The sequence below is a fragment of the Paenibacillus xylanilyticus genome, from assembly GCF_047246825.1.
GTDB lineage: Bacteria > Bacillota > Bacilli > Paenibacillales > Paenibacillaceae > Paenibacillus > Paenibacillus xylanilyticus_B.
Window position 1 is genome coordinate 2,618,327 of the sequence record NZ_JBFOLB010000001.1, and the last position, 19,206, is coordinate 2,637,532.

The 19,206-nt window shown below is 47.0% G+C and carries 17 protein-coding genes; 1 reads left to right on the forward strand and 16 read right to left on the reverse strand.

The features are described 5' to 3' along the window. Positions 1-147: 147 nt before the first annotated feature. The 16 genes from AB3N00_RS11710 to AB3N00_RS11785 form a co-directional block, all read right to left on the reverse strand. Positions 148-1,965 carry an APC family permease gene (locus AB3N00_RS11710; protein ID WP_413034673.1) on the reverse strand — a complete coding sequence of 606 codons (1,818 nt, stop codon included), beginning with the start codon at positions 1,963-1,965 and terminating at the stop codon, positions 148-150. A gap of 332 nt (positions 1,966-2,297) precedes the next feature. Beyond that, entirely contained in the window at positions 2,298-4,178 is a 1,881-nt protein-coding gene (locus tag AB3N00_RS11715; protein WP_413034674.1) for a beta-glucoside-specific PTS transporter subunit IIABC, read from the reverse strand. A gap of 208 nt (positions 4,179-4,386) precedes the next feature. After that, positions 4,387-5,217, reverse strand: coding sequence for a BglG family transcription antiterminator LicT (licT, locus tag AB3N00_RS11720; RefSeq protein WP_413035255.1), 831 nt, complete (start codon positions 5,215-5,217; stop codon positions 4,387-4,389). A 361-nt stretch (positions 5,218-5,578) separates the two neighbouring features. After that, positions 5,579-7,018, reverse strand: coding sequence for a 6-phospho-beta-glucosidase (locus AB3N00_RS11725; RefSeq protein WP_413034675.1), 1,440 nt, complete (start codon positions 7,016-7,018; stop codon positions 5,579-5,581). Between the two features lie 307 nt (positions 7,019-7,325). Further along, positions 7,326-8,177: a rhamnulose-1-phosphate aldolase gene (gene rhaD / locus AB3N00_RS11730; RefSeq protein ID WP_413034676.1), complete on the reverse strand. Its 852-nt coding sequence runs from the start codon at positions 8,175-8,177 to the stop codon at positions 7,326-7,328. A 326-nt stretch (positions 8,178-8,503) separates the two neighbouring features. Beyond that, a complete protein-coding gene (locus tag AB3N00_RS11735) occupies positions 8,504-9,067 on the reverse strand; it encodes a GNAT family N-acetyltransferase (protein ID WP_413034677.1) in 564 nt (187 codons plus the stop codon). A gap of 228 nt (positions 9,068-9,295) precedes the next feature. Further along, complete coding sequence (locus tag AB3N00_RS11740; RefSeq protein ID WP_413034678.1) at positions 9,296-9,583, reverse strand: hypothetical protein; 288 nt, start codon at positions 9,581-9,583, stop codon at positions 9,296-9,298. A gap of 182 nt (positions 9,584-9,765) precedes the next feature. Continuing rightward, a complete protein-coding gene (locus AB3N00_RS11745; RefSeq protein ID WP_413034679.1) occupies positions 9,766-10,254 on the reverse strand; it encodes a DinB family protein in 489 nt (162 codons plus the stop codon). 3 nt (positions 10,255-10,257) lie between these two features. After that, positions 10,258-11,187 (reverse strand): DUF6597 domain-containing transcriptional factor, encoded by a 930-nt coding sequence (locus AB3N00_RS11750; RefSeq protein WP_413034680.1) that lies wholly within the window; start codon positions 11,185-11,187, stop codon positions 10,258-10,260. Positions 11,188-11,532: 345 nt separating this feature from the next. Further along, positions 11,533-13,164 carry a chaperonin GroEL gene (gene groL / locus AB3N00_RS11755; protein WP_175398211.1) on the reverse strand — a complete coding sequence of 544 codons (1,632 nt, stop codon included), beginning with the start codon at positions 13,162-13,164 and terminating at the stop codon, positions 11,533-11,535. Positions 13,165-13,237: 73 nt separating this feature from the next. Beyond that, the gene (gene groES / locus AB3N00_RS11760; RefSeq protein WP_090918205.1) at positions 13,238-13,519 is read right to left on the reverse strand and encodes a co-chaperone GroES; all 282 of its coding nucleotides are present in this window, start codon (positions 13,517-13,519) and stop codon (positions 13,238-13,240) included. A gap of 399 nt (positions 13,520-13,918) precedes the next feature. Beyond that, positions 13,919-14,701 (reverse strand): twin-arginine translocase subunit TatC, encoded by a 783-nt coding sequence (tatC, locus tag AB3N00_RS11765; RefSeq protein ID WP_413034681.1) that lies wholly within the window; start codon positions 14,699-14,701, stop codon positions 13,919-13,921. Between the two features lie 78 nt (positions 14,702-14,779). After that, positions 14,780-15,028: a twin-arginine translocase TatA/TatE family subunit gene (locus AB3N00_RS11770; RefSeq protein ID WP_413034682.1), complete on the reverse strand. Its 249-nt coding sequence runs from the start codon at positions 15,026-15,028 to the stop codon at positions 14,780-14,782. Positions 15,029-15,214: 186 nt separating this feature from the next. Further along, complete coding sequence (locus tag AB3N00_RS11775; RefSeq protein WP_024630749.1) at positions 15,215-15,700, reverse strand: molybdenum cofactor biosynthesis protein B; 486 nt, start codon at positions 15,698-15,700, stop codon at positions 15,215-15,217. Between the two features lie 37 nt (positions 15,701-15,737). Further along, the gene (moaC, locus tag AB3N00_RS11780) at positions 15,738-16,229 is read right to left on the reverse strand and encodes a cyclic pyranopterin monophosphate synthase MoaC (RefSeq protein WP_175398423.1); all 492 of its coding nucleotides are present in this window, start codon (positions 16,227-16,229) and stop codon (positions 15,738-15,740) included. Positions 16,230-16,259: 30 nt separating this feature from the next. Continuing rightward, positions 16,260-16,883: a 5-formyltetrahydrofolate cyclo-ligase gene (locus AB3N00_RS11785; RefSeq protein ID WP_413034683.1), complete on the reverse strand. Its 624-nt coding sequence runs from the start codon at positions 16,881-16,883 to the stop codon at positions 16,260-16,262. A 283-nt stretch (positions 16,884-17,166) separates the two neighbouring features. On the opposite strand from AB3N00_RS11785, the gene AB3N00_RS11790 reads away from it, so the two are divergent. Further along, a complete protein-coding gene (locus AB3N00_RS11790; RefSeq protein WP_413034684.1) occupies positions 17,167-19,122 on the forward strand; it encodes an ATP-binding cassette domain-containing protein in 1,956 nt (651 codons plus the stop codon). Positions 19,123-19,206: the final 84 nt, after the last annotated feature.

Consider the following 19,206-nt stretch of genomic DNA (forward strand, 5'->3'; position numbering starts at 1 on the left):
GTAAACAGAAGAAAACACATAAAGACAAGAAAACCACCGGCGATAGGTTGGCTCCCTGTCCGGTGGTTTTTCATATCAATCTCTCGCCGTGGGCAGCCCACTGGCCTTTGTTAAAAAGTCACGATGAATCTCCCTTGGGCAGGGACACTACCGATTAAGATGATACGGCACCGTTGTCACGATGACGTCCTTGTAATTAATCAGATAGGCGCGAATCATGAAGCTGGTCTGGTTATGCAGTACATTTTGCCACCAATGCTTGGTGATGAATTGTGGAATTAGAATCGTGATGTGATCAGTCTCTGCCGTTTTCCATTCCACGGTATCTATGAATTTCTTCAGCGGACCCATAATACTGCGATATCTTGATTTAATAACAACCAGCCGCACGCCGGGATTCCATTCCTCCCACTTCTGCTCCATCTTGCGAATAGCCTCATCATCAAACCCGATATACAAGGCGACCACGTTATCCGACATAGTCTGCGCGTAACTGATTGTGTTCATGACAACCCGCGTGACGCCAGCCACAGGAATGACAATGGTATTGCCTTTTTTGGCCGGCTTGTCGATTTTGATATCAATACGCAACTCATCTGCAATGTTGCAGTAATGGCGGTGAATACGCATGAAGGCATATACGACGAGCGGCAAAAAGATAAAGATGACCCACGTTTGCGTGAACTTGGTAAAAATAAAGATCAATGTAATTGACAGTGTGGTCAGCATACCAATCGTATTTACCAACAGTTTCATCCGCCAGCCAGATGGCTTGACTTTGATCCACCGAATCATCATGCCGAGCTGTGACAACGTGAATGGAATGAACACACCCATCGCATAGAGTGGAATCAGACTTTCCGTATTTCCTTTGAACCCAACAACGAGCAGAGCCGACATAACACTAAGAAAAATAATACCGTTCGAGAAGCCAAGCCGGTCTCCTCTGACCATAAACATATGGGGCATATATTTGTCCTTGGCCATCATGAAGGACAGCAGCGGAAATGCAGAATAGGCTGTATTTGCTGCCAGGAAAAGGATTAGGGCAGTCACACCCTGGATGATAAAATACATCCATCCTCTGCCAAAAGTCGCTTCGGCAATCTGTGAAATGACCGTGGCGTGGGGATCGGGCTTCACCCCGTAACCGAAGGCCAGCAAGGTAATTCCGATAAACATAACCCCGAGAATACATCCCATGAGCATTAGCGTTCCGGCTGCATTTTTCTCTGCAGGTTGTTTGAAGTTCGGGATGGCATTACTTACTGCCTCCACGCCAGTCAGAGCCGAACAGCCTGAGCTGAATGCTTTCAGCAGCAGAAACATGCTCACATGAGACAGACTTGTTCCGAACTCAGGCGCGGCTGCTTCCATGCCACCAGCAAGAAACTTAATTCCGCCTGATATAATCAAAATGGCAATCGAGAAGATAAACAGATAAATCGGGATGGCCAGGACTGACGCCGACTCCGTGACTCCCCGCAAGTTCATTATGGTCAGAAAGATAATCATAATTAGCGCAATCACAACGCTGTAGTCATGCAGCGCGGGAAAGGCCGAGGTGATGGCATCCGTCCCGGCGGACGAGCTTACGGCTACCGTTAAAATATAGTCGACCAGCAGAGACCCTCCGGCAATCAGGCTCGGTGTTGTACCCAAATTATCCTTGGCTACAATATAAGCGCCGCCCCCCGTTGGATAAGCAAATATGGTCTGGCGATAGGAAAAAATTAAAATGACGAGTAATCCCAGCACAGCAATGGAGATGGGCACAGAATACCATAGGGCCGCAAATCCGGCTGCTACGAGCACCAATAAAATCTGTTCTGTACCATAGGCAACGGAGGATAGCGCATCAGAGGACAGAATGGCGAGCGCCTTCCATTTCCCCAATTTTTCTGCATCCAGTTCAGCCGATTTCATGGGTCTGCCTATTAAGATTCTCTTCATTTTGCCAAGCATTATCATTACTTCCTTCCATCTCTCATCTGTGAAGCATTGTTATTATGCAAAATCGCAGGGCCAATGACAATACGTCATTTCACCCGAAAATCGCCAGCGTGTGATAATGCATCCTACGATTCAATAATGAATAACAAAGCTGTTCTTTATCAGCGTTTTGAACTTTTTTGAACCAAAACGGCGTTTGTTTGCCGAAAAAAAGAAAATGACCCTCGGTTCAAAGAACCAAAGGCCATTTATGTTATTGAAGGTGATTGCTACAAACTTAGAAGCCGTTCCCTCACAAACACAATAATGGTTTGAATATTAGGAAACGGTTTTGAAATTTAGTTTTACTTTGAACCGTAAAGGCTTATCAGCGGTTCTTGCGTATTAACCTCTCCACCCTTTTTAACTGGCAGCACTTGCTGGTAATTAGCCGAGTTCGTTACAATAATCGGTGTTACCGTAGGATACCCGGCAGCCTTGATCTGTGTAATGTCGAACTCTAGCAGCAGATCTCCTGCTTTCACCCGATCGCCTTCCTTGATATGCGAGACAAAATGCTGCCCATCCAATTTGACGGTGTCCACACCGACATGAACCAATATTTCCGCACCACTTTCGGATACGACAGCCAGTGCGTGTTTTTTCTTGAAAGCAACAGTAACCGTACCATCAAATGGAGCAACCACTCTTCCTACGCTTGGCTCAATGGCAACGCCCTGACCCATAGCGCCGGATGAAAAGGCCGGGTCCGGAACTTCCGTCAGATCAACGATTTTGCCTTGGATTGGGCTAAGCACCAGTTGGTCTGCTGCCGGTGTCGAGGGTGCCAGTTGAACGGTTTTCTCTGCTGTACCGTCCTTGTCCTCTTCTTCACCCACCGGATCTTTGAAGCCCATAATATACGTTAATACTGCCGATACGATAAAGGAAACGACAATTCCGATAATCAATCCCGGGAAACCTTGGCCGCCTGGGCCATAAAAGATCGGTAGGGTGAGCAACCCCGGCGCACCGGATGCGAATGCTTGGGTACCCGCCTGACCGATAATCGCGCCTCCGATCGCACCACCGATAAGTCCTGCGATAAATGGGCGTTTCAACGGAAGCGTAACCCCGTAGATCGCCGGTTCAGTGATCCCGAACAAAGCCGTCAGCGTGGAGGACCCTGCAAGGGTTCTCAGCTTTTTGTTTTTCGTTCTAAGCATTACCCCAAAAGCAGCTCCCGTCTGAGCGAATACCGAAGCTGTTGCGGCAGGCTTAATGCCATCACGGCCGTGTACCGCAACGTTGTTGATGAAGATTGGCACCAGGCCCCAGTGCACCCCGAAAATGACGAACAATTGCCAGCCCGCACCCATAACGGCTCCCGCAAGCAAAGGACTGAAGCCAAATGCGGCAACCAGAGCTGAGGCGATGGCGTTACCTACATACACACCGAATGGACCAAATGCAATTAGTGTCAGCGGAACCATGATAACTAAGAGCAGCAGCGGCGTAATGAAGTTTTTAACGCTCTGATGGATAACTTTATTGAACCATTTCTCCAATAAACTCATCACGATAACCGAGATGATGATGGGAATAACAGTCGATGAATAACTCATCATAACCACCGGAATGCCAAAGAAATCGGTTTGTGTACCTTCATTTTTCAACGTAATAATGGTCGGATATATTAATGCGCCTGCAATCGTCAGCGCAACGAAAATGTTACCCTGAAATTTTCGCGCGGTTGTAACCGCTAACAGCATCGGCAGGAAGTAAAACAGGCTATCCGCAGCAGCATACAGGATGATATAGCTTGTATCCGTTGTTTCAAGCCAGCCTGCATTGCTGGCGATCAGCAGAAGTCCCTTCAAAATACCGGCTCCAGCCATGACACCCAAAAGCGGAGCAAAGATGCTTGAAATCACATCGATAATGCCGCCAATGCCTTTGACGGATTTACCCGATTTTTCTTTGGGTGAGGAATCATCCAAAATGTTGCTCACTTTTCCGATAGCGCTGTATACCTCTGGTACCGTATTGCCAACGACAACTTGGAACTGTCCACCGTTCTCCTTTACGGCAATGATACCATCCAATTTTTCCAATTTGCTCTTGTCGGCTTTAGCGTCGTCTTTTAACACAAACCGCAACCGCGTTGCGCAATGCACCAGAGAAACGACATTTTTCTCTCCACCGACCAGCTGAACGATTTCTTTGGCCAGCTTTTCATGACTCATAATCTGCACCCCCATGTTTTTTGGCGACAGGTCTTTGATTTTTTGCACGCAAAAAACCTAAGCCTTGAAGAAAGGTGCACAAACGATGCATACCTTTTCATGGCTTAGGTTTTGCCTGCATAACCAGTAACAATCCCAGTTAAATCATATTCTCTTCCTGTTAATCACATAATATAATTATAAAACCATATTTGTCAACATTTATTTATTAACGATTAACCACTCTTTCAATGTGCACCGTCAGATACAGTTTTTCCTCGTTCGTCAGGTCGTGATCGTATTCCTTTTTGACGAACATTTGGATTTTTTCCGTGCAGGCCGCTGCTTCTTGATGTTTCTCTTTAATCATGTCGTAGATATGGTCATAGTTGTTGTCGTAGTGCATTCCATTTAATACCCTTTGCGAGAAGAACTTCAGATGCGTGATGAACCGAAAATAGCTAAGGGATTCCTCGTCAAATTCCATCTTGAAATGATATTTCGCAATGTTGATGATTTGCTGAATGAATTTGGTCATGTTCATCGTGGTCACGACTTCTTCATTCATTTCGGCATTAACGATATGTAACGCGATGAAGGCAGCCTCATCTTCGGGAAGTTCGTATCCAAGCCTGGATTTGATCTGTTCCAGCGTGTTCAATCCTAAACTAAATTCAGACTTATAGAGTTGCTTGATCTCCCATAGCATCACATTTTTGATCTCGACGCCTTCGCGATATCGCTCGATCGCAAAATTAATATGATCCGTCAAGGACACGTAGATATTTTCATTCAGGTTTCTACCCATGTTATCCTTAGCATGGGTGATGACCTCTTCGACAATTTCGATCAGATCGATCGGAACTTCACGCAGCAGCATTTTGAAATTATCAGAAGTCTGCTTGTTCTTAAGGGCAAATACCTTCTGGATGCGGGTCTCGTCTACTTTGTCTCCCGGTTTCTTCTTGAAGGCAATTCCTCGTCCCATCACGACAAGCTCAGCCCCGTCTGTCTGATATGTGCTGATTACATTGTTGTTAATGACCTTGGCTATTTTCACTTCCATCCCCCATTCACGATCCACTCGTAGCTGCAACCTATCGCCTTTTGGAAATGCAAAAAAACCTGAAGCATCACAAAACGGAAAAACGTCCTGAAACGTTATTCTCGGAAGACGGACAGCTTGTCGTAAGGCAAGTACGTCCATAGAACGTGACCAACCGGTACGAACGACAAATAAACTGACGTCTACTTTTGCGTGCTTAGGTTTTGCCTACATGGTATGTAGTAACAATCCCAAAACGATATAATTGCGTAAAGTATATCGCGAACTCACAGATATGTCAACGCTTTCACAGGAACCCTGTTACTCAGAAGATCCACCAGGCATGGTGAACCTTCCTAATTAACAAGTTATTGTCTTATGCCTCCAAATCCGAACCTCTGGATGCGATTACTTTTTTATACCAATGGAAACTTTTTTTCTTAATTCGCTTCAATTCTCCATGACCTGCGTTGTCGCGATCTACGTAGATATAACCATAGCGTTTTTTCATCTCACCGGACGATGCGCTCACGATATCGATTGGCCCCCAGCTAGTGTAACCGATAATTTCAACGCCATCCTGCAGTGCTTCTCCCATCTCAGCAACATGCCGCTTCAGGTAATCAATACGGTAATCATCGTGAATTTCTCCGTTTGGCCCAACTTCGTCGTTGGCCCCAAGACCATTTTCGACCACGAAGAGTGGTTTTTGATAGCGATCATGAAGTTGATTCGCCGTTATGCGGAAACCTTTCGGATCGATAGTCCATCCCCAATCGGATTTCTCCAAGTAAGGGTTGGCAACAGACCCGAATACATTACCGCTGGTCATGTTTTTGACCACTTCCGGATCCGTACTTGTCGTTCGGCTGGAGTAATAACTGAATCCGATGTAATCAACGGTATGATTTCTCAGAATGTCAGCATCCCCCGGTTCCATCACGATGTTCAGACCATGATCCTTAAAGAAGCGTTTCGCATAACCTGGATATGCTCCTCGGGACTGCACGTCGATGAAGAAATAAGACTCCCGATCCTTCTCCATACCCTGGAACACATCGTCCGGATTGCAGGTATACGGATAGAAGCTGCCCGCTGCTAGCATGCAGCCAATCATTGCCCCGGGAATGATCTCATGGCAGGCCTTAACTGCCAGTGCGCTTGCGACCAGCTGATGATGAGCCGCTTGGTACTGAATTTCTTTTACATGATCTCCTTCCTTGAAAGCCAAGCCAGCACCCAGGAACGGCAAATGCAACAACATGTTGATTTCGTTGAACGTCATCCAATATTTAACCTTACCCTTGTAACGCGTAAATACAGTTTTGGCATAGGTTTCGAACAAATTCACCAGCTTGCGGTTTCTCCAGCTCCCGTACTTCTCAATGAGGTTGACTGGTACATCGAAGTGGGCAAGCGTAACAACCGGTTCAATTCCGTGCTTAAGCATTTCATCGAAAAGGTCGTCGTAGAACTGCAACCCAGCTTCGTTTGCTGCCGCGTCTTCCCCACTCGGAAAAATGCGTGCCCATGCAATGGAAACGCGGAGCGCCTTAAACCCCATTTCAGCGAATAGCGCGATATCCTCGGGATAACGGTGGTAAAAATCTATTGCTTCATGTGAAGGATAAAATTCTCCTTCCTGTGGCTTAAATCCCGGTACGTTCCCCTTCATGATGCTTCTGCGATTTTCTCCGGAAGGCAGGAGGTCCACGATGCTCAGCCCTTTACCACCCTCCAGGTAAGCCCCTTCCGCCTGATTGGCGGCAATCGCACCACCCCACAAAAAGTTTTCGGGAAATTTGAAATTGCTCATACCGAACTCTCCTTTCAGCTCCATTAACTAATGTACAACCACGTCTTCCGATCCAAGGCAACAAAAAAACCCGAACCAGCCTGTCTACACATATAGCGTAAACAAGCCAGCTCAGGTTATGCCCATATCGGTAACATTCCCAGAATGCATTTTGCGGTTTTATAGAACTTTACCAAGATTTAGGACGGTTGTCAATTCCATTAGTTTAGATGTTTTCCTTATGCTTTTCTCACCAATTAGAAGCTTCTTAGGTGTTTCTCGGGGATCGCCCCTTCCACAAGAATCGCAATCTCTACTGGTCCATTCGCTAAACATTCGAGTTCAGCATGCCTGGTCGCGGGGTAACCCCGAACGACTGAGCCAGTGTGGTCAACTGTTCATCCGTAATTCTCTGCCGAATCTCATGACCTGCAACCAACATGTAGACCTGGGCCGCCTTCTCAATTGTCTCAATAAGACCAAAGGCTTCATCGATTGTAGTTCCTGTTCCAAAAATCCCATGCTGCGGCCAGATGACCGCATGATATTCTCTCATTTTTTCCGCCGTTTCCCGGCCAATCTCATTCGAGCCAGGCACCATCCAAGGGATAATACCCACGCCGTCCGGAAAAACGACCACGCATTCTGTACACATCTGCCACAGGGTTTTTGTGAATTTCGCTTCATCCAGCTCGTGAATAAACGTCATCGCGAGAACATTGGTGGCATGGTTGTGCATAACGACCCGGTGGTTTGAGTCCACTTTCAGACGTTCAATATGACTCATAAAGTGCGTGGGCAGCTCACTTGTCGGATTCGCACCTGTCTTCAGGCCCCACAGCACTTCCAGCTCCTGTCCATCATTCGATACACGCAGCAAGCCCAGATTGCTCTCCGGATCAGCAAGCACGTTTTTGAAATATTTGCCCGAAGCGGTCACGATGAAGTACTTGCCTGCCAGTTCATGTACCGAAAATGCCGGTTTGATCCGGCGTATGACCTGATTGACATCGATATATCTCGCGACTTCCTCTTCTTCCAACAGATAGCTGACATTGCCGCCATTGCGCTCATCCCAGCCATTTTTCCACATATGCTGTGTAATCTCTGCCATCTCACGGACAAAAGGTATATTCCAACCCGCCACTTGCGTCGTTTCGTTGCTAAGGGTCACGTTCATGATCATTCTCTCCTCATATTGAAAGATGATGATACTTCTCACGCACATAGTAAGTTCCTTTTTTCACATTCATTATACCTTTGTTTATCTTCATTAGTCAATAATAAAACCATTATTTATCTTTATTATGTTTTGTTTATTTTTGTTTTATGTTAATTTTAAAAACAAGCAAAAAAAAATACCCCGCCGAATTCCGGCAGGGTCAGTCACACATCTATCTAACACGAGAAGGGGTTTACAAGTATTATCTTACCCCGGCTACCTTAATAAAAGCTGAAAATCGCATAAAAAATCAATGAAAACGAACAATAAACTGCTTGTATCTATCACTCCATGTCAATGTCTGATCTCAATAACAAGTAGGACGGATGCATTTTGCCTGTCGGTTCATAGAATTCATCCTTCTGGTACGTAAAACCGAGCTTGAGCAGCATATGTCGCGACACGTCGTTCTCAGGATGATGCTCCGCGAACAGTGCTTCGGCGTCCAAATCTTCAAATGCATAGCGAATCACCGCTTTTGCTGCCTCCGTTCCATATCCTTTTCCCCAGTAATCCCTGGTTAAGTGAAAACCAAGCTCATAGATTTTATCTTCGGGTGCATAAGGCTTTAATCCGCAGCACCCCACAAACACCTCTGTCTCCTTCTCAAAAAGAGGCCAGTACTGCAGCTTCATTTCCTGCTGTCGTTTCATCTCTTGAGCAAGTCTGGCCTCGATTTCATCCTCGCTCAGAAACCCTTTGCTGCTGATCCACTTCGTCACCTCAGGATCGCCCCAAAGAGCCGATGCCAAAGGAAGATCCTCTTCGGTCCAGATCGAAAACTCAAGCCTTTCCGTTTCAAGAAACGCTGTTCTACCCTTTATCCCGGTTGTATTTGTACTATCCATTTCTACCCCTCCTGCTTCTATCCATAAACTACTGGATGCCTCTACTATAAATTACTCGAATAGCTCTCCGGGTAAACACGAGTATGTAACATGGCAGATTAAATCCCTATCACGATATCTACTGTTTTTATAGCCAGCTTCTCGAATGAGTCGATATAACCTCAAAATAGGAAAAGCCCCTGCCGACATCATGTCCGACAGAGGCTCATCAAAGCATGCTACGATGAATTAGAAATCAGATGTTGCGATTTGAATGTTACCTGTAGAAGCACCTGCTGCCGAAGTCAACAAAGCAGCAACGAGCAGCAAATGAACCGACAACGTAAGACTGTTACCCGCAGGAATCGTATACGTGATAACGGGTGCATTGACACGAGTGACAACCAGATCTACCGGAGCAGGTCCAAAATTGTTCACCGTGATGCTGGCATTTGTACCTCCAGCCAGATTCTCGTAATACGATTTCCCTACGCTGGCAGCCAGGTTATAAAACTGTTGTGGTAAAAGGATGGCCATCGAAATCACCTCCTTTTTGCTTTGATACGGTATTCTATGTTTGAAATCTAGCATTGTAACGGTAAATTGACCGAGGAATTTCGTCCATTTTTGATAGACTTATAGTTTATATAGGTGCCTTTCACAAAAAAAAGCCCCAAAAGGAGTGACACAAGATGTGTCCTGCTTTTGAGGCCCATTTATTAGGCATATAGCATGAAGAAATTTAGCTCATGTCCAAGTTGCTTAAGGTAGTTGTACAACTGGGAACGATGATGGAATACATGGGTTACCGTCTCAATTTGCCATTTAACCTGTACATGTCCATGTTCCATATAGAAGGCTTTGGTGGAGCGGTTCAACAGATCCTCTTCGCTCAGTGATACAATATACGCTTTGTACGTTTCAAAATTGCGCCACAGTGTGGCTTCCAGTTGTTCAATATCTTCTATGCCGGATAGACTATTTTCTATAGTTCCTACTTCCGATTCACTCTTCTCCTGCATAATGGCAAGGTCTGATGCCGTGACCTGGATCCAGTGGTGGACCAGCTCCACCAGTGAACGCATATTCTCCTGAGGACGGTAAGCCCAGTCTTCCGGACGAATCAGGCGAATTAGAGAAGCTCCGGTTCTTACGCCTGTCTCCAGTTCGTTTAACAAATGATCCCGAATTTGCATTGTTCCATTCATAGATTAAGTCTCCTTTATGTTATATTCTCTCGATTCCAGTATAAACGAAGGCTCGGCTGGTCTATTGTACAATTCGGACAACCTCCTTCGATGCTCTCTGGCAGCGGTCAACGGGGTTTCGCCGTACAACTTCCGAAATTGCCGGATCAGATGCGCCTGGTCAAAAAAGCCATGATTCAGTGCCAATGTCGCCCAGTCCGTACGAAGGCCCTGATGAATATCGCTCAGAACACGATGAAACCGAACCACCTCGCTAAACCGCTTGGGACTGATTCCAACCCACTCGCCAAACTTGCGATGCAGCTGCCGTTCACTGACAACCTCACGACTGGCCAGCTCATTGACACTCAAACGTCCACCATGAACAAAAATGCGATGCAATGCATTTTTCATCAAATCTCTCTCGTATGTACTTCCATCATCAGGTAAAAGGCACAAAACCGTTTCCATGACTTGTACCCTCTCTTCAAAACTTTTCGTTCCAGCCATTCGTTCCCGAAGCTCGTCTATCTTGGCTGGCCAACATTCTTCCAAGGAGACGCGCCTGTCCGTGAAGGACTCTAGCGGCAAACCGTGAAAATAACGTGCTCCACCAGGAAAAAAACGGACACCAAAAGTGTAATCCGCTGTCACAGTGACATCCAAAGGTTTAGGAATGGCGAACGGCTCTGTATAATTGCCACAGTAAGCAAATGAATGCTGCTGACAGACAGCATCGTATGTTATCAGGATATCCGTACAACCATCCGGCAATACCCGGCTGGGTACACCCTCCGTCAAGTTATATCCGCCGTAAGGAGTTGTGCCCGATTCCCAGAAGCACGCTATATAAGCTGTTAACACGGGAGATGGCGGTTGTTCCATATAATACGTTTGTAGATCCGTCCCGTTAATCTGAATCGGTTGGAACAAAGGATGCAACCTGGCGTCCACCGCTGGCCTCCCTCCCCATCGTATAGGATAGCTTATTTTAATCTATCTATTTCTTTCTATATCATATCACCTGAAGGATAATTTAGGAAAAAAAGCGCCCTACCGAAAAACAATCCGATAGGGCCAGTCACATATCTATTTAACACGAGAAGGGGTTTACAAGATTCATATTACCTTCGTTACCTTAAGTGAATCTGAAATCCGGATGAAAGGAACATCAAATCTTCATCATAAAACAGTAAAGATCCCAAAAGAGGTCACTTATACAAGTGCCCATCTCTTGGGATCTTCTTTTACTCATGAATATGAGTTGCTAGATGTATGACAAGGTTTTTACACCTTTGCTTACATCATGCCGCCCATTCCACCCATGCCGCCCATGTCAGGAGCGCCAGCAGCGCCTGCAGGTTCTGGCTTGTCAGCGATAACCGCTTCAGTTGTGAGGAACATAGCTGCTACGGAAGCAGCGTTTTGCAGCGCATAGCGAGTTACTTTCGCAGGGTCAACGATACCTGCTTCAATCATGTTCACCCATTCGCCAGTAGCAGCGTTGAAACCTACGCCCACTTGTTCTTTTTTCAGACGTTCCACGATTACGGAACCTTCTTCGCCAGCGTTAGCAGCGATCGTGCGGATTGGAGCTTCCAGTGCGCGCAGGACAATGTTCACACCTGTTTGCTCATCGCCGGACAGGCTTACACCTGCAACCGCGTGATATACGTTCATGAGCGCTGTACCACCACCGGATACGATACCTTCTTCAACCGCAGCGCGAGTTGCGTTCAGGGCATCTTCGATGCGCAGTTTGCGTTCTTTCAATTCTGTTTCAGTAGCCGCACCGACTTTGATTACTGCTACGCCGCCGGACAATTTAGCCAGACGCTCTTGCAGTTTTTCTTTGTCGAACTCGGAAGTTGTTTCTTCCAGTTGTGTACGGATTTGGCTAACACGTGCATCGATATCGGATTTGTTACCAGCACCGTCAACGATGATTGTGTTTTCTTTGGTTACACGGATTTGACGAGCTGTACCCAGTTGTTCCACAACAGCGGATTTCAGGTCCAGACCCAGTTCTTCCGTGATTACTTGGCCACCAGTCAGGGCAGCGATATCTTGCAGCATTGCTTTACGACGGTCACCAAAGCCTGGAGCTTTAACAGCTACAGCGTTGAATGTACCACGCAGTTTGTTGACAACCAGCATCGCCAGCGCTTCGCCTTCGATATCTTCAGCGATCAGTACGAGTGGTTTGCCTTGTTGTACGATTTTCTCAAGCAATGGCAGGATGTCCTGTGTGCTGGAGATTTTTTTGTCTGTGATCAGGATGTACGGATTGTCCAGAACAGCTTCCATTTTGTCCGTGTCCGTGATCATGTATGGAGAGATGTAACCGCGGTCGAATTGCATACCTTCAACCACTTCCAGCTCCGTTGCGAATCCGCGGGATTCTTCAACAGTGATAACGCCGTCTTTACCCACTTTTTCCATAGCTTCAGCGATCAGTTCGCCTACTTCTTCGTCAGCTGCAGAGATTGCTGCAACTTGTGCGATGGATTGTTTAGTTTCAACCGGTTTAGAGATGGATTGCAGCTCAGCAACAGCCGCTTTTACCGCTTTGTCGATCCCTTTACGGATACCGATTGGGCTGGCGCCTGCAGTTACGTTTTTCAGGCCTTCTGTGATCAGCGCTTGAGCCAATACAGTAGCTGTTGTTGTACCGTCACCGGCAACATCGTTGGTTTTGGTTGCTACTTCTTTAACCAGTTGTGCACCCATGTTTTCGAATGCATCTTCAAGTTCGATTTCTTTTGCAATGGTAACACCGTCATTTGTGATGAGCGGGCTTCCGAATTTTTTCTCCAGAACCACGTTACGGCCTTTAGGACCGAGTGTTACTTTTACTGCGTTAGCCAATGCGTCCACACCGCGAAGCATGGAGCGACGAGCGTCTTCACTAAATTTAATGTCTTTAGCCATGGTAAGAAAACCTCCCTAGTATATTGTATAAAATGGTATTGCTATATGGTTCGGTTAACCGATTAAATTTGAATTAGTCGAGAATCGCGTGGATATCGCTCTCTTTCATAATCAAATATTCTTTACCTTCGAATTTGATTTCTGTTCCGGCATATTTGGAGAAGATTACGCGGTCTCCTTCTTTCACTTCCAGAGCTACACGTACGCCGTCTTTCAGTGCACCCGCTCCAACAGCAATAATTTTGCCCTCTTGCGGTTTTTCTTTAGCAGAGTCCGGAAGTACGATCCCGAAAGAAGTTGTTTGCTCTTGCTCCAGTGGTTCTACCAATACGCGTTCACCTAAAGGTCTGATCATGAAAAATAGCCTCCTTTTGAAATTATATAACGTTGCATTTTAGGTTGTAGCCATATGTATTAGCACTCGACAGTGTTTAGTGCTAACAACCAACTTTATGATACTCAACTTGAAGCATGATTTCAAGTCCTTTTCATGAATTCATATGAGAATTTACGCTGCATTAACATCAGGACACCGAAATGACGTGCTTAAGTACTGTATCCCTTGTTGTATAGCCCCCGGTTCAGAGCCACAGGTGAGCTCTACAACCGAACTAGCAGATTGCCCTTCTCCATTGTATCCATTGCTGGACAAAATATGCCTGCCTGTCCCAGACCGGATGTTTCACCAAATCTCAGTACACTGTAACCATCCTGTCTGAAAGACTATAAGAATAAGAGCACAGGAAAATGTCTCTTAACCTGCGCTCTGCTCATTCTTGGCACGAACATATCGGGACTCTGCCGCTTCATCGGCTGCAAGTTGCTTGCGATATACAATGGCGGACAGAAACACACTGATTTCATATAACAGCAGTAAGGGAATCATGACAAGCAGATCGGAAATGAAATCCGGCGGTGTCACCACAACTGCGATGAATATAAGGACAAAATAAGCTACCCGGCGCATTTTGCGAAGCCTGATCGGATTCAATATCCGCAATCCTGTCAGGAACATGATGAGCAGCGGAAGCTCGAATAACAGCGATACCGGCAGCACAATGCCAAACAGGAAACTGAAATACTGTTTCATCCCGTACGTCTCCACAAGCCCCATTTTTTCCGTAATCGTAGATGTAAAGGCAAGTGCCATCGGAAACACCACATAGTACGCAAAGGCCAGTCCAACCAGAAATAACAGAAATACATAAGGCACATACTTCAACGTGGCTTTTCGCTCACGCGGTCTCAAGCCTGGACTGACAAACTTCCAAATCTGAAATACTGTAAACGGAAGTGTAATTATCAGAGAAAACAACCCGGCAATCTTCATGTAGATTCCTATTCCATCCCAGAAAGAGAAAGCATGCAGCACAAAACCCTGAGCCGATTCTGCTTTCGTCAAATACCTGTACACCGGATCTGCTACAAAAAAGCCTGCCACCAGGCCCAAAACAAAAACGCTCAACACATAGATCAGCCGCTTGCGCAGCTCGCTCAAATGTTCCGTAATGGTCATTTCTTCATTCTGCTGCGTCATTCCTGCCCTCCATTGTTGCCAGCTTAAAATACAAAACCCTTCCGGCAGGAAGGGATTTCTCATTCATTGCCGTCAAGATTACTCCGGCAGGCGCTTGTCTGCAGGCTTGTGGGCGGGCTGACTTTCCGCTGCCAGCGGCTTGGCCTTTTCCTGCTCTTTGCGAGTGGACGAATCATCATCAGAGATAATGTCACGTGCGCCTTCTTTGAATTCACGGAAGGTACGTCCAACTGCACGTCCCAGTTCCGGCAGCTTGTTGGGTCCAAACAACAACAACGCGATCACGGCCAGCAAAATAAAACCTGTTGGTCCAATGGAACTTAACATTGATATTCCTCCTCGTTTCAAGCTTCGAAGATGCGTACACTCGGCCATATACTCATAGATGCCTCTGCTGTATTTTAGAATTAAGCCCATCATACCACAGATGTAACCACTTACATAACCCGCAAAATCAACTAAGGAGTATGAAAGAAACATTTCTTTCTCGCTGCTGTTTGGTTAATGGTTCTGCTATTGCTTGAATTGGCCTGTAACCATCAGAAGTGCTTCAGGCAGCTGATCCATGATTGCTGCCAGATGTTCATGCACACCCTTCGGCGTACCCGGCAAATTAACAATCAGCGTACGTCCACGAATACCGCATACACCGCGGAACAGCATCGCTGAACGATTTTTCCCCATGACGCTGTATCTCATCGCTTCCGCCATTCCAGGAACTTCACGTTCAATGACCCGACGTGTGGCCTCCGGCGTAATATCACGAATCGCCAGCTCCGTACCTCCTGTTGTCAGTACCAGGTCTGCATGAAAATAGTCAGTCATTTCAATCAAAGCCGCAATAATTTCATCGGGTTCATCCGGAACGATGCGGTACTCCACGATTTCCCCACCCAGTTCTTCTTCCACAAGCTCCCGGATCACTTGTGCACTTGTATCCTCACGTTCCCCGCGGGCCCCTTTGTCGCTGGCTGTCAGGATTGCTGTTCTCCACACCATAAAGATCACCCTTCTCCTCTATGAAAATAAATGTCCCTTATCGGTTGAAATCACCGTTTTTGCCACCACTCTTGGATTGCAGCAGGGTTGGTCCGATAATCATGTCTTTTTGCAATGCTTTGCACATGTCATAGATCGTTAATGCCGCCGCCGAGGCCGCCGTAAGTGCCTCCATCTCGACACCGGTTTTACCTTCGGTTTTGACGGTAACCTGGATCGATAATTCATCCAGGCCGTTGTCCTCAAAACGGATATCCACACCATTCAGCGCGAGCGGATGGCACATGGGAATCCAGTCGGACGTTTTCTTGGCACCTTGGATCCCCGCAATTTGAGCCACGGCGAGGACATCGCCCTTTCCGATGCGGCCCTCCCGTATTGCTTCAAGTGTAGAGGGATTCATCGTTACCTTGGATACGGCCACTGCCGTTCGCACAGTGACTTCCTTGCCCGAAATATCCACCATTCGGGCACGTCCCTGCTCGTTAAAATGAGTCAGCTTTCCTTCGCCCGAATCTGATCCATTCATTGCATTGGAGTTCAATACCATCACAACCCTTTATTCGATATGTAGTATACCTTCAGTTGTCATCAACAGATCCATACGCAGATCAAGCGGGTCCATCGGAATTTCATCCTGCAGCTGTCCCGGCAAGACGAATGCAGCAAGAAGCGGCCTTCTACCCGCCGTATAACACTCCGCTTCGAGCATCTCGGCAAAGCGATCATAATAACCGCCTCCGTAACCAATGCGCCCGCCGTGAAGATCATATCCCAGACCCGGTACAATGACGAGATCAATGTCCGGCCAGTCCTCACGGGGAAGCACTTCACAGGTGTCTTTGGGTTCAGGAATCCCCCACACGCCAGGCTCGATATCCTTCTCGCCTGTCACCAGCCGCAATTCCATTCGTGCTGGATTGGCCAGTACTTTCGGTGCGAACATCCTGTCGCCGTGCTTCCAGCCATCCTCAAACAGAAAGGTCGTGGGTGCTTCGCTTCCATAAGACAAGTAGCTGAAAATGGTCAGTCTCTGTTTATCTTGTCGAAGCCGCCGTAACTCACGTTTGGCCACAAGACTGATTTCCATTATCGCGTGCTTACGAAGCGTTTCATCCATCCGATCACGACTCTGCCTTAGTCTGGAACGAAGCTGGCTCTTTTGTTCCGTCCGATCCTGCATGTCCCTGAATAACCTCCTGTTGATGTGGAAGGTAATTAAAAAAGCGTCAGTACAAAAAAATCATTTATATGTTAAGACCAGTTGTCATCTCGTTGAAATCATTAAAATGAGTGATTTTCTGCAAAATCCTCATGTAATAACATGCCTTCTTTCAGTTTATCATTGATTGAGCAAAAAGACTACACGCCGGACCGCTCCTAATCGGTGCATTTGATCTGTATTTCATGTAAACTGGAATGTAGTTGAATAATCAAGAACAGGACCTATGGAGGAACTTAATTATATGCTGCTGCAAGTATCCGGAATTATTAAACGTTATGGTGTCGATCCAATTCTGGACGGCGTGAACCTACAAATATTAGAACGTGAACGCATCGGGCTCGTCGGTGTAAACGGTGCGGGCAAATCCACCCTGCTTAAAATCATTGCAGGCGAAATGTCCTATGATGGCGGACAAATTTTCAAATCCAAAGAAACAACACTGGGCTATCTCGCCCAGAACAGCGGCCTGCAATCCGACCGCTCGATCTGGGAAGAGATGATGCATGTCTTCGCTCATCTGACCCAGGCTGAGGCGGAACTGCGCAAAATGGAGCAGGATATTGCCGATCCCGCCCAGATGGAGGACGAGAAAAAATATGCGGACCTGCTTGAACGCTACGCTCAGCGCTCCGACTGGTTTAAAGACCACGGCGGGTATGCGATGGAAACACGCATTCGCAGTGTTTTACACGGGATGGGCTTTGGTGAATTCTCACCTGATACTCCGATTGCCACGCTGAGTGGTGGGCAAAAGACACGTCTTGCTCTTGCACGCATTCTGCTTCAGGCACCGGATCTGCTCATGCTGGACGAGCCTACCAACTATCTGGACATCCCGACATTAACCTGGCTTGAAGATTATCTGAGAGGTTATTCGGGGGCACTGCTGGTTGTATCCCATGACCGATATTTCCTTGACCGGCTTGTGACTACCATTGTGGAGATCGAACGGCATCGCTCCAAAAAATATACAGGCAACTACAGCCGGTATATGGAACTGAAAGCCGCTGAGTATGAGAGTCAGATGAAGCAGTACGAGAAACAGCAGGACGAAATTGCCAAGATGGAAGACTTTGTTCAGAAAAATATTGTACGTGCTTCCACAACGAAACGTGCTCAAAGCCGCCGTAAAGCACTGGACAAGATGGAACGTCTGGACAAGCCGATGGGTGATTTGAAAAAGGCACATTTCTCGTTTGAGACCGCGGTCATGTCCGGCAAGGAAGTGCTTCGTGTAGACGATCTTTCTGTAGCTTACGACGAAGCTTCTCCCTTATTCCGGAATGTGTCATTTGATCTCCGGCGCGGTGAAACGGTGGCCCTGATCGGACCCAACGGGATCGGGAAATCCACGATGCTAAAATGCCTCACCGGAAGCCTGCGTCCGGTAAGCGGCCAGATCCAGTGGGGAACCAAAGTCCAGATCGGCTATTATGATCAGGAACAGACGGGCCTGAACCCTAACAATACCGTGCTGGAAGAGCTCTGGAGTGCCTATCCGGGCATGGAGGAAGCGAGAATCCGCACCGTGCTTGGCAACTTTTTGTTTAGCGGAGATGATGTACTCAAAAAGATTTCATCGCTGAGCGGTGGTGAGAAGGCCCGTGTCTCCCTATCCAAGCTCATGCTCAAAGAAGCCAACATGCTGATTCTCGACGAGCCTACGAACCATCTCGACCTGTTCGCCAAAGAAGTGCTGGAAGCGGCACTCATGGACTATGAAGGCACACTGCTGTTCATCTCCCATGACCGTTATTTCCTCAACAAAATGGCTGAACGCATCGTGGAGCTGCACCCCGGAGGAACAGAGCACTACCTCGGAAACTATGATGACTATATGGAGAAAAAGCAGGAGCTGGAGGACATTGCGCGTGAAGCTGCCGAGGCAACGCTCGCTTCTTCCAAGCGGTCTGTCAAATCCGAACAGGAAACAACGGAAAAGTCGGGAGCCGCTTCATTCGAAGCCGACAAGCAAGCCAAACGCGAGGAGCGTAACCGGCAACGGAAACAGGAAGCGTTGGAACAGCAGATTGCCGGACTGGAAACAGAAATTACGGAGCTTGAAGCCCAGATGGCCCTTCCAGAGGTGTATCAAGATTATATGAAACTGCAGGAACTCCAGGAAGATGCGGAAACACGCAAGCTTCAGCTCGCCAAGGCATACGAAGACTGGGAAGCCCTGGCTTTGGAATCCTGATCTCTCATTTCATATTATTCCAGAACAATTCCAGAACATTTAACTTACGCAAGCAAAATAAAGAAACAGTAGAAGCCGATTCCT

What these genes read in the sequence shown, in the direction of transcription:
- AB3N00_RS11715 (WP_413034674.1), bottom strand. Translation starts at nt 4,178, where the DNA reads ATGAGTCATGAAAAGCTGGCCAAAGAAATCGTTCAGCTGGTCGGTGGA.
- AB3N00_RS11775 (WP_024630749.1), bottom strand. Translation starts at nt 15,700, where the DNA reads ATGGTGTGGAGAACAGCAATCCTGACAGCCAGCGACAAAGGGGCCCGC.
- AB3N00_RS11745 (WP_413034679.1), bottom strand. Translation starts at nt 10,254, where the DNA reads ATGAATGGAACAATGCAAATTCGGGATCATTTGTTAAACGAACTGGAG.
- rhaD (WP_413034676.1), bottom strand. Translation starts at nt 8,177, where the DNA reads ATGAACGTGACCCTTAGCAACGAAACGACGCAAGTGGCGGGTTGGAAT.
- AB3N00_RS11710 (WP_413034673.1), bottom strand. Translation starts at nt 1,965, where the DNA reads ATGCTTGGCAAAATGAAGAGAATCTTAATAGGCAGACCCATGAAATCG.
- AB3N00_RS11770 (WP_413034682.1), bottom strand. Translation starts at nt 15,028, where the DNA reads ATGTTAAGTTCCATTGGACCAACAGGTTTTATTTTGCTGGCCGTGATC.
- AB3N00_RS11790 (WP_413034684.1), top strand. Translation starts at nt 17,167, where the DNA reads ATGCTGCTGCAAGTATCCGGAATTATTAAACGTTATGGTGTCGATCCA.
- tatC (WP_413034681.1), bottom strand. Translation starts at nt 14,701, where the DNA reads ATGACGCAGCAGAATGAAGAAATGACCATTACGGAACATTTGAGCGAG.
- AB3N00_RS11735 (WP_413034677.1), bottom strand. Translation starts at nt 9,067, where the DNA reads ATGGATAGTACAAATACAACCGGGATAAAGGGTAGAACAGCGTTTCTT.
- moaC (WP_175398423.1), bottom strand. Translation starts at nt 16,229, where the DNA reads ATGAATGGATCAGATTCGGGCGAAGGAAAGCTGACTCATTTTAACGAG.
- groES (WP_090918205.1), bottom strand. Translation starts at nt 13,519, where the DNA reads ATGATCAGACCTTTAGGTGAACGCGTATTGGTAGAACCACTGGAGCAA.
- groL (WP_175398211.1), bottom strand. Translation starts at nt 13,164, where the DNA reads ATGGCTAAAGACATTAAATTTAGTGAAGACGCTCGTCGCTCCATGCTT.
- AB3N00_RS11740 (WP_413034678.1), bottom strand. Translation starts at nt 9,583, where the DNA reads ATGGCCATCCTTTTACCACAACAGTTTTATAACCTGGCTGCCAGCGTA.
- AB3N00_RS11725 (WP_413034675.1), bottom strand. Translation starts at nt 7,018, where the DNA reads ATGAGCAATTTCAAATTTCCCGAAAACTTTTTGTGGGGTGGTGCGATT.
- AB3N00_RS11785 (WP_413034683.1), bottom strand. Translation starts at nt 16,883, where the DNA reads ATGCAGGATCGGACGGAACAAAAGAGCCAGCTTCGTTCCAGACTAAGG.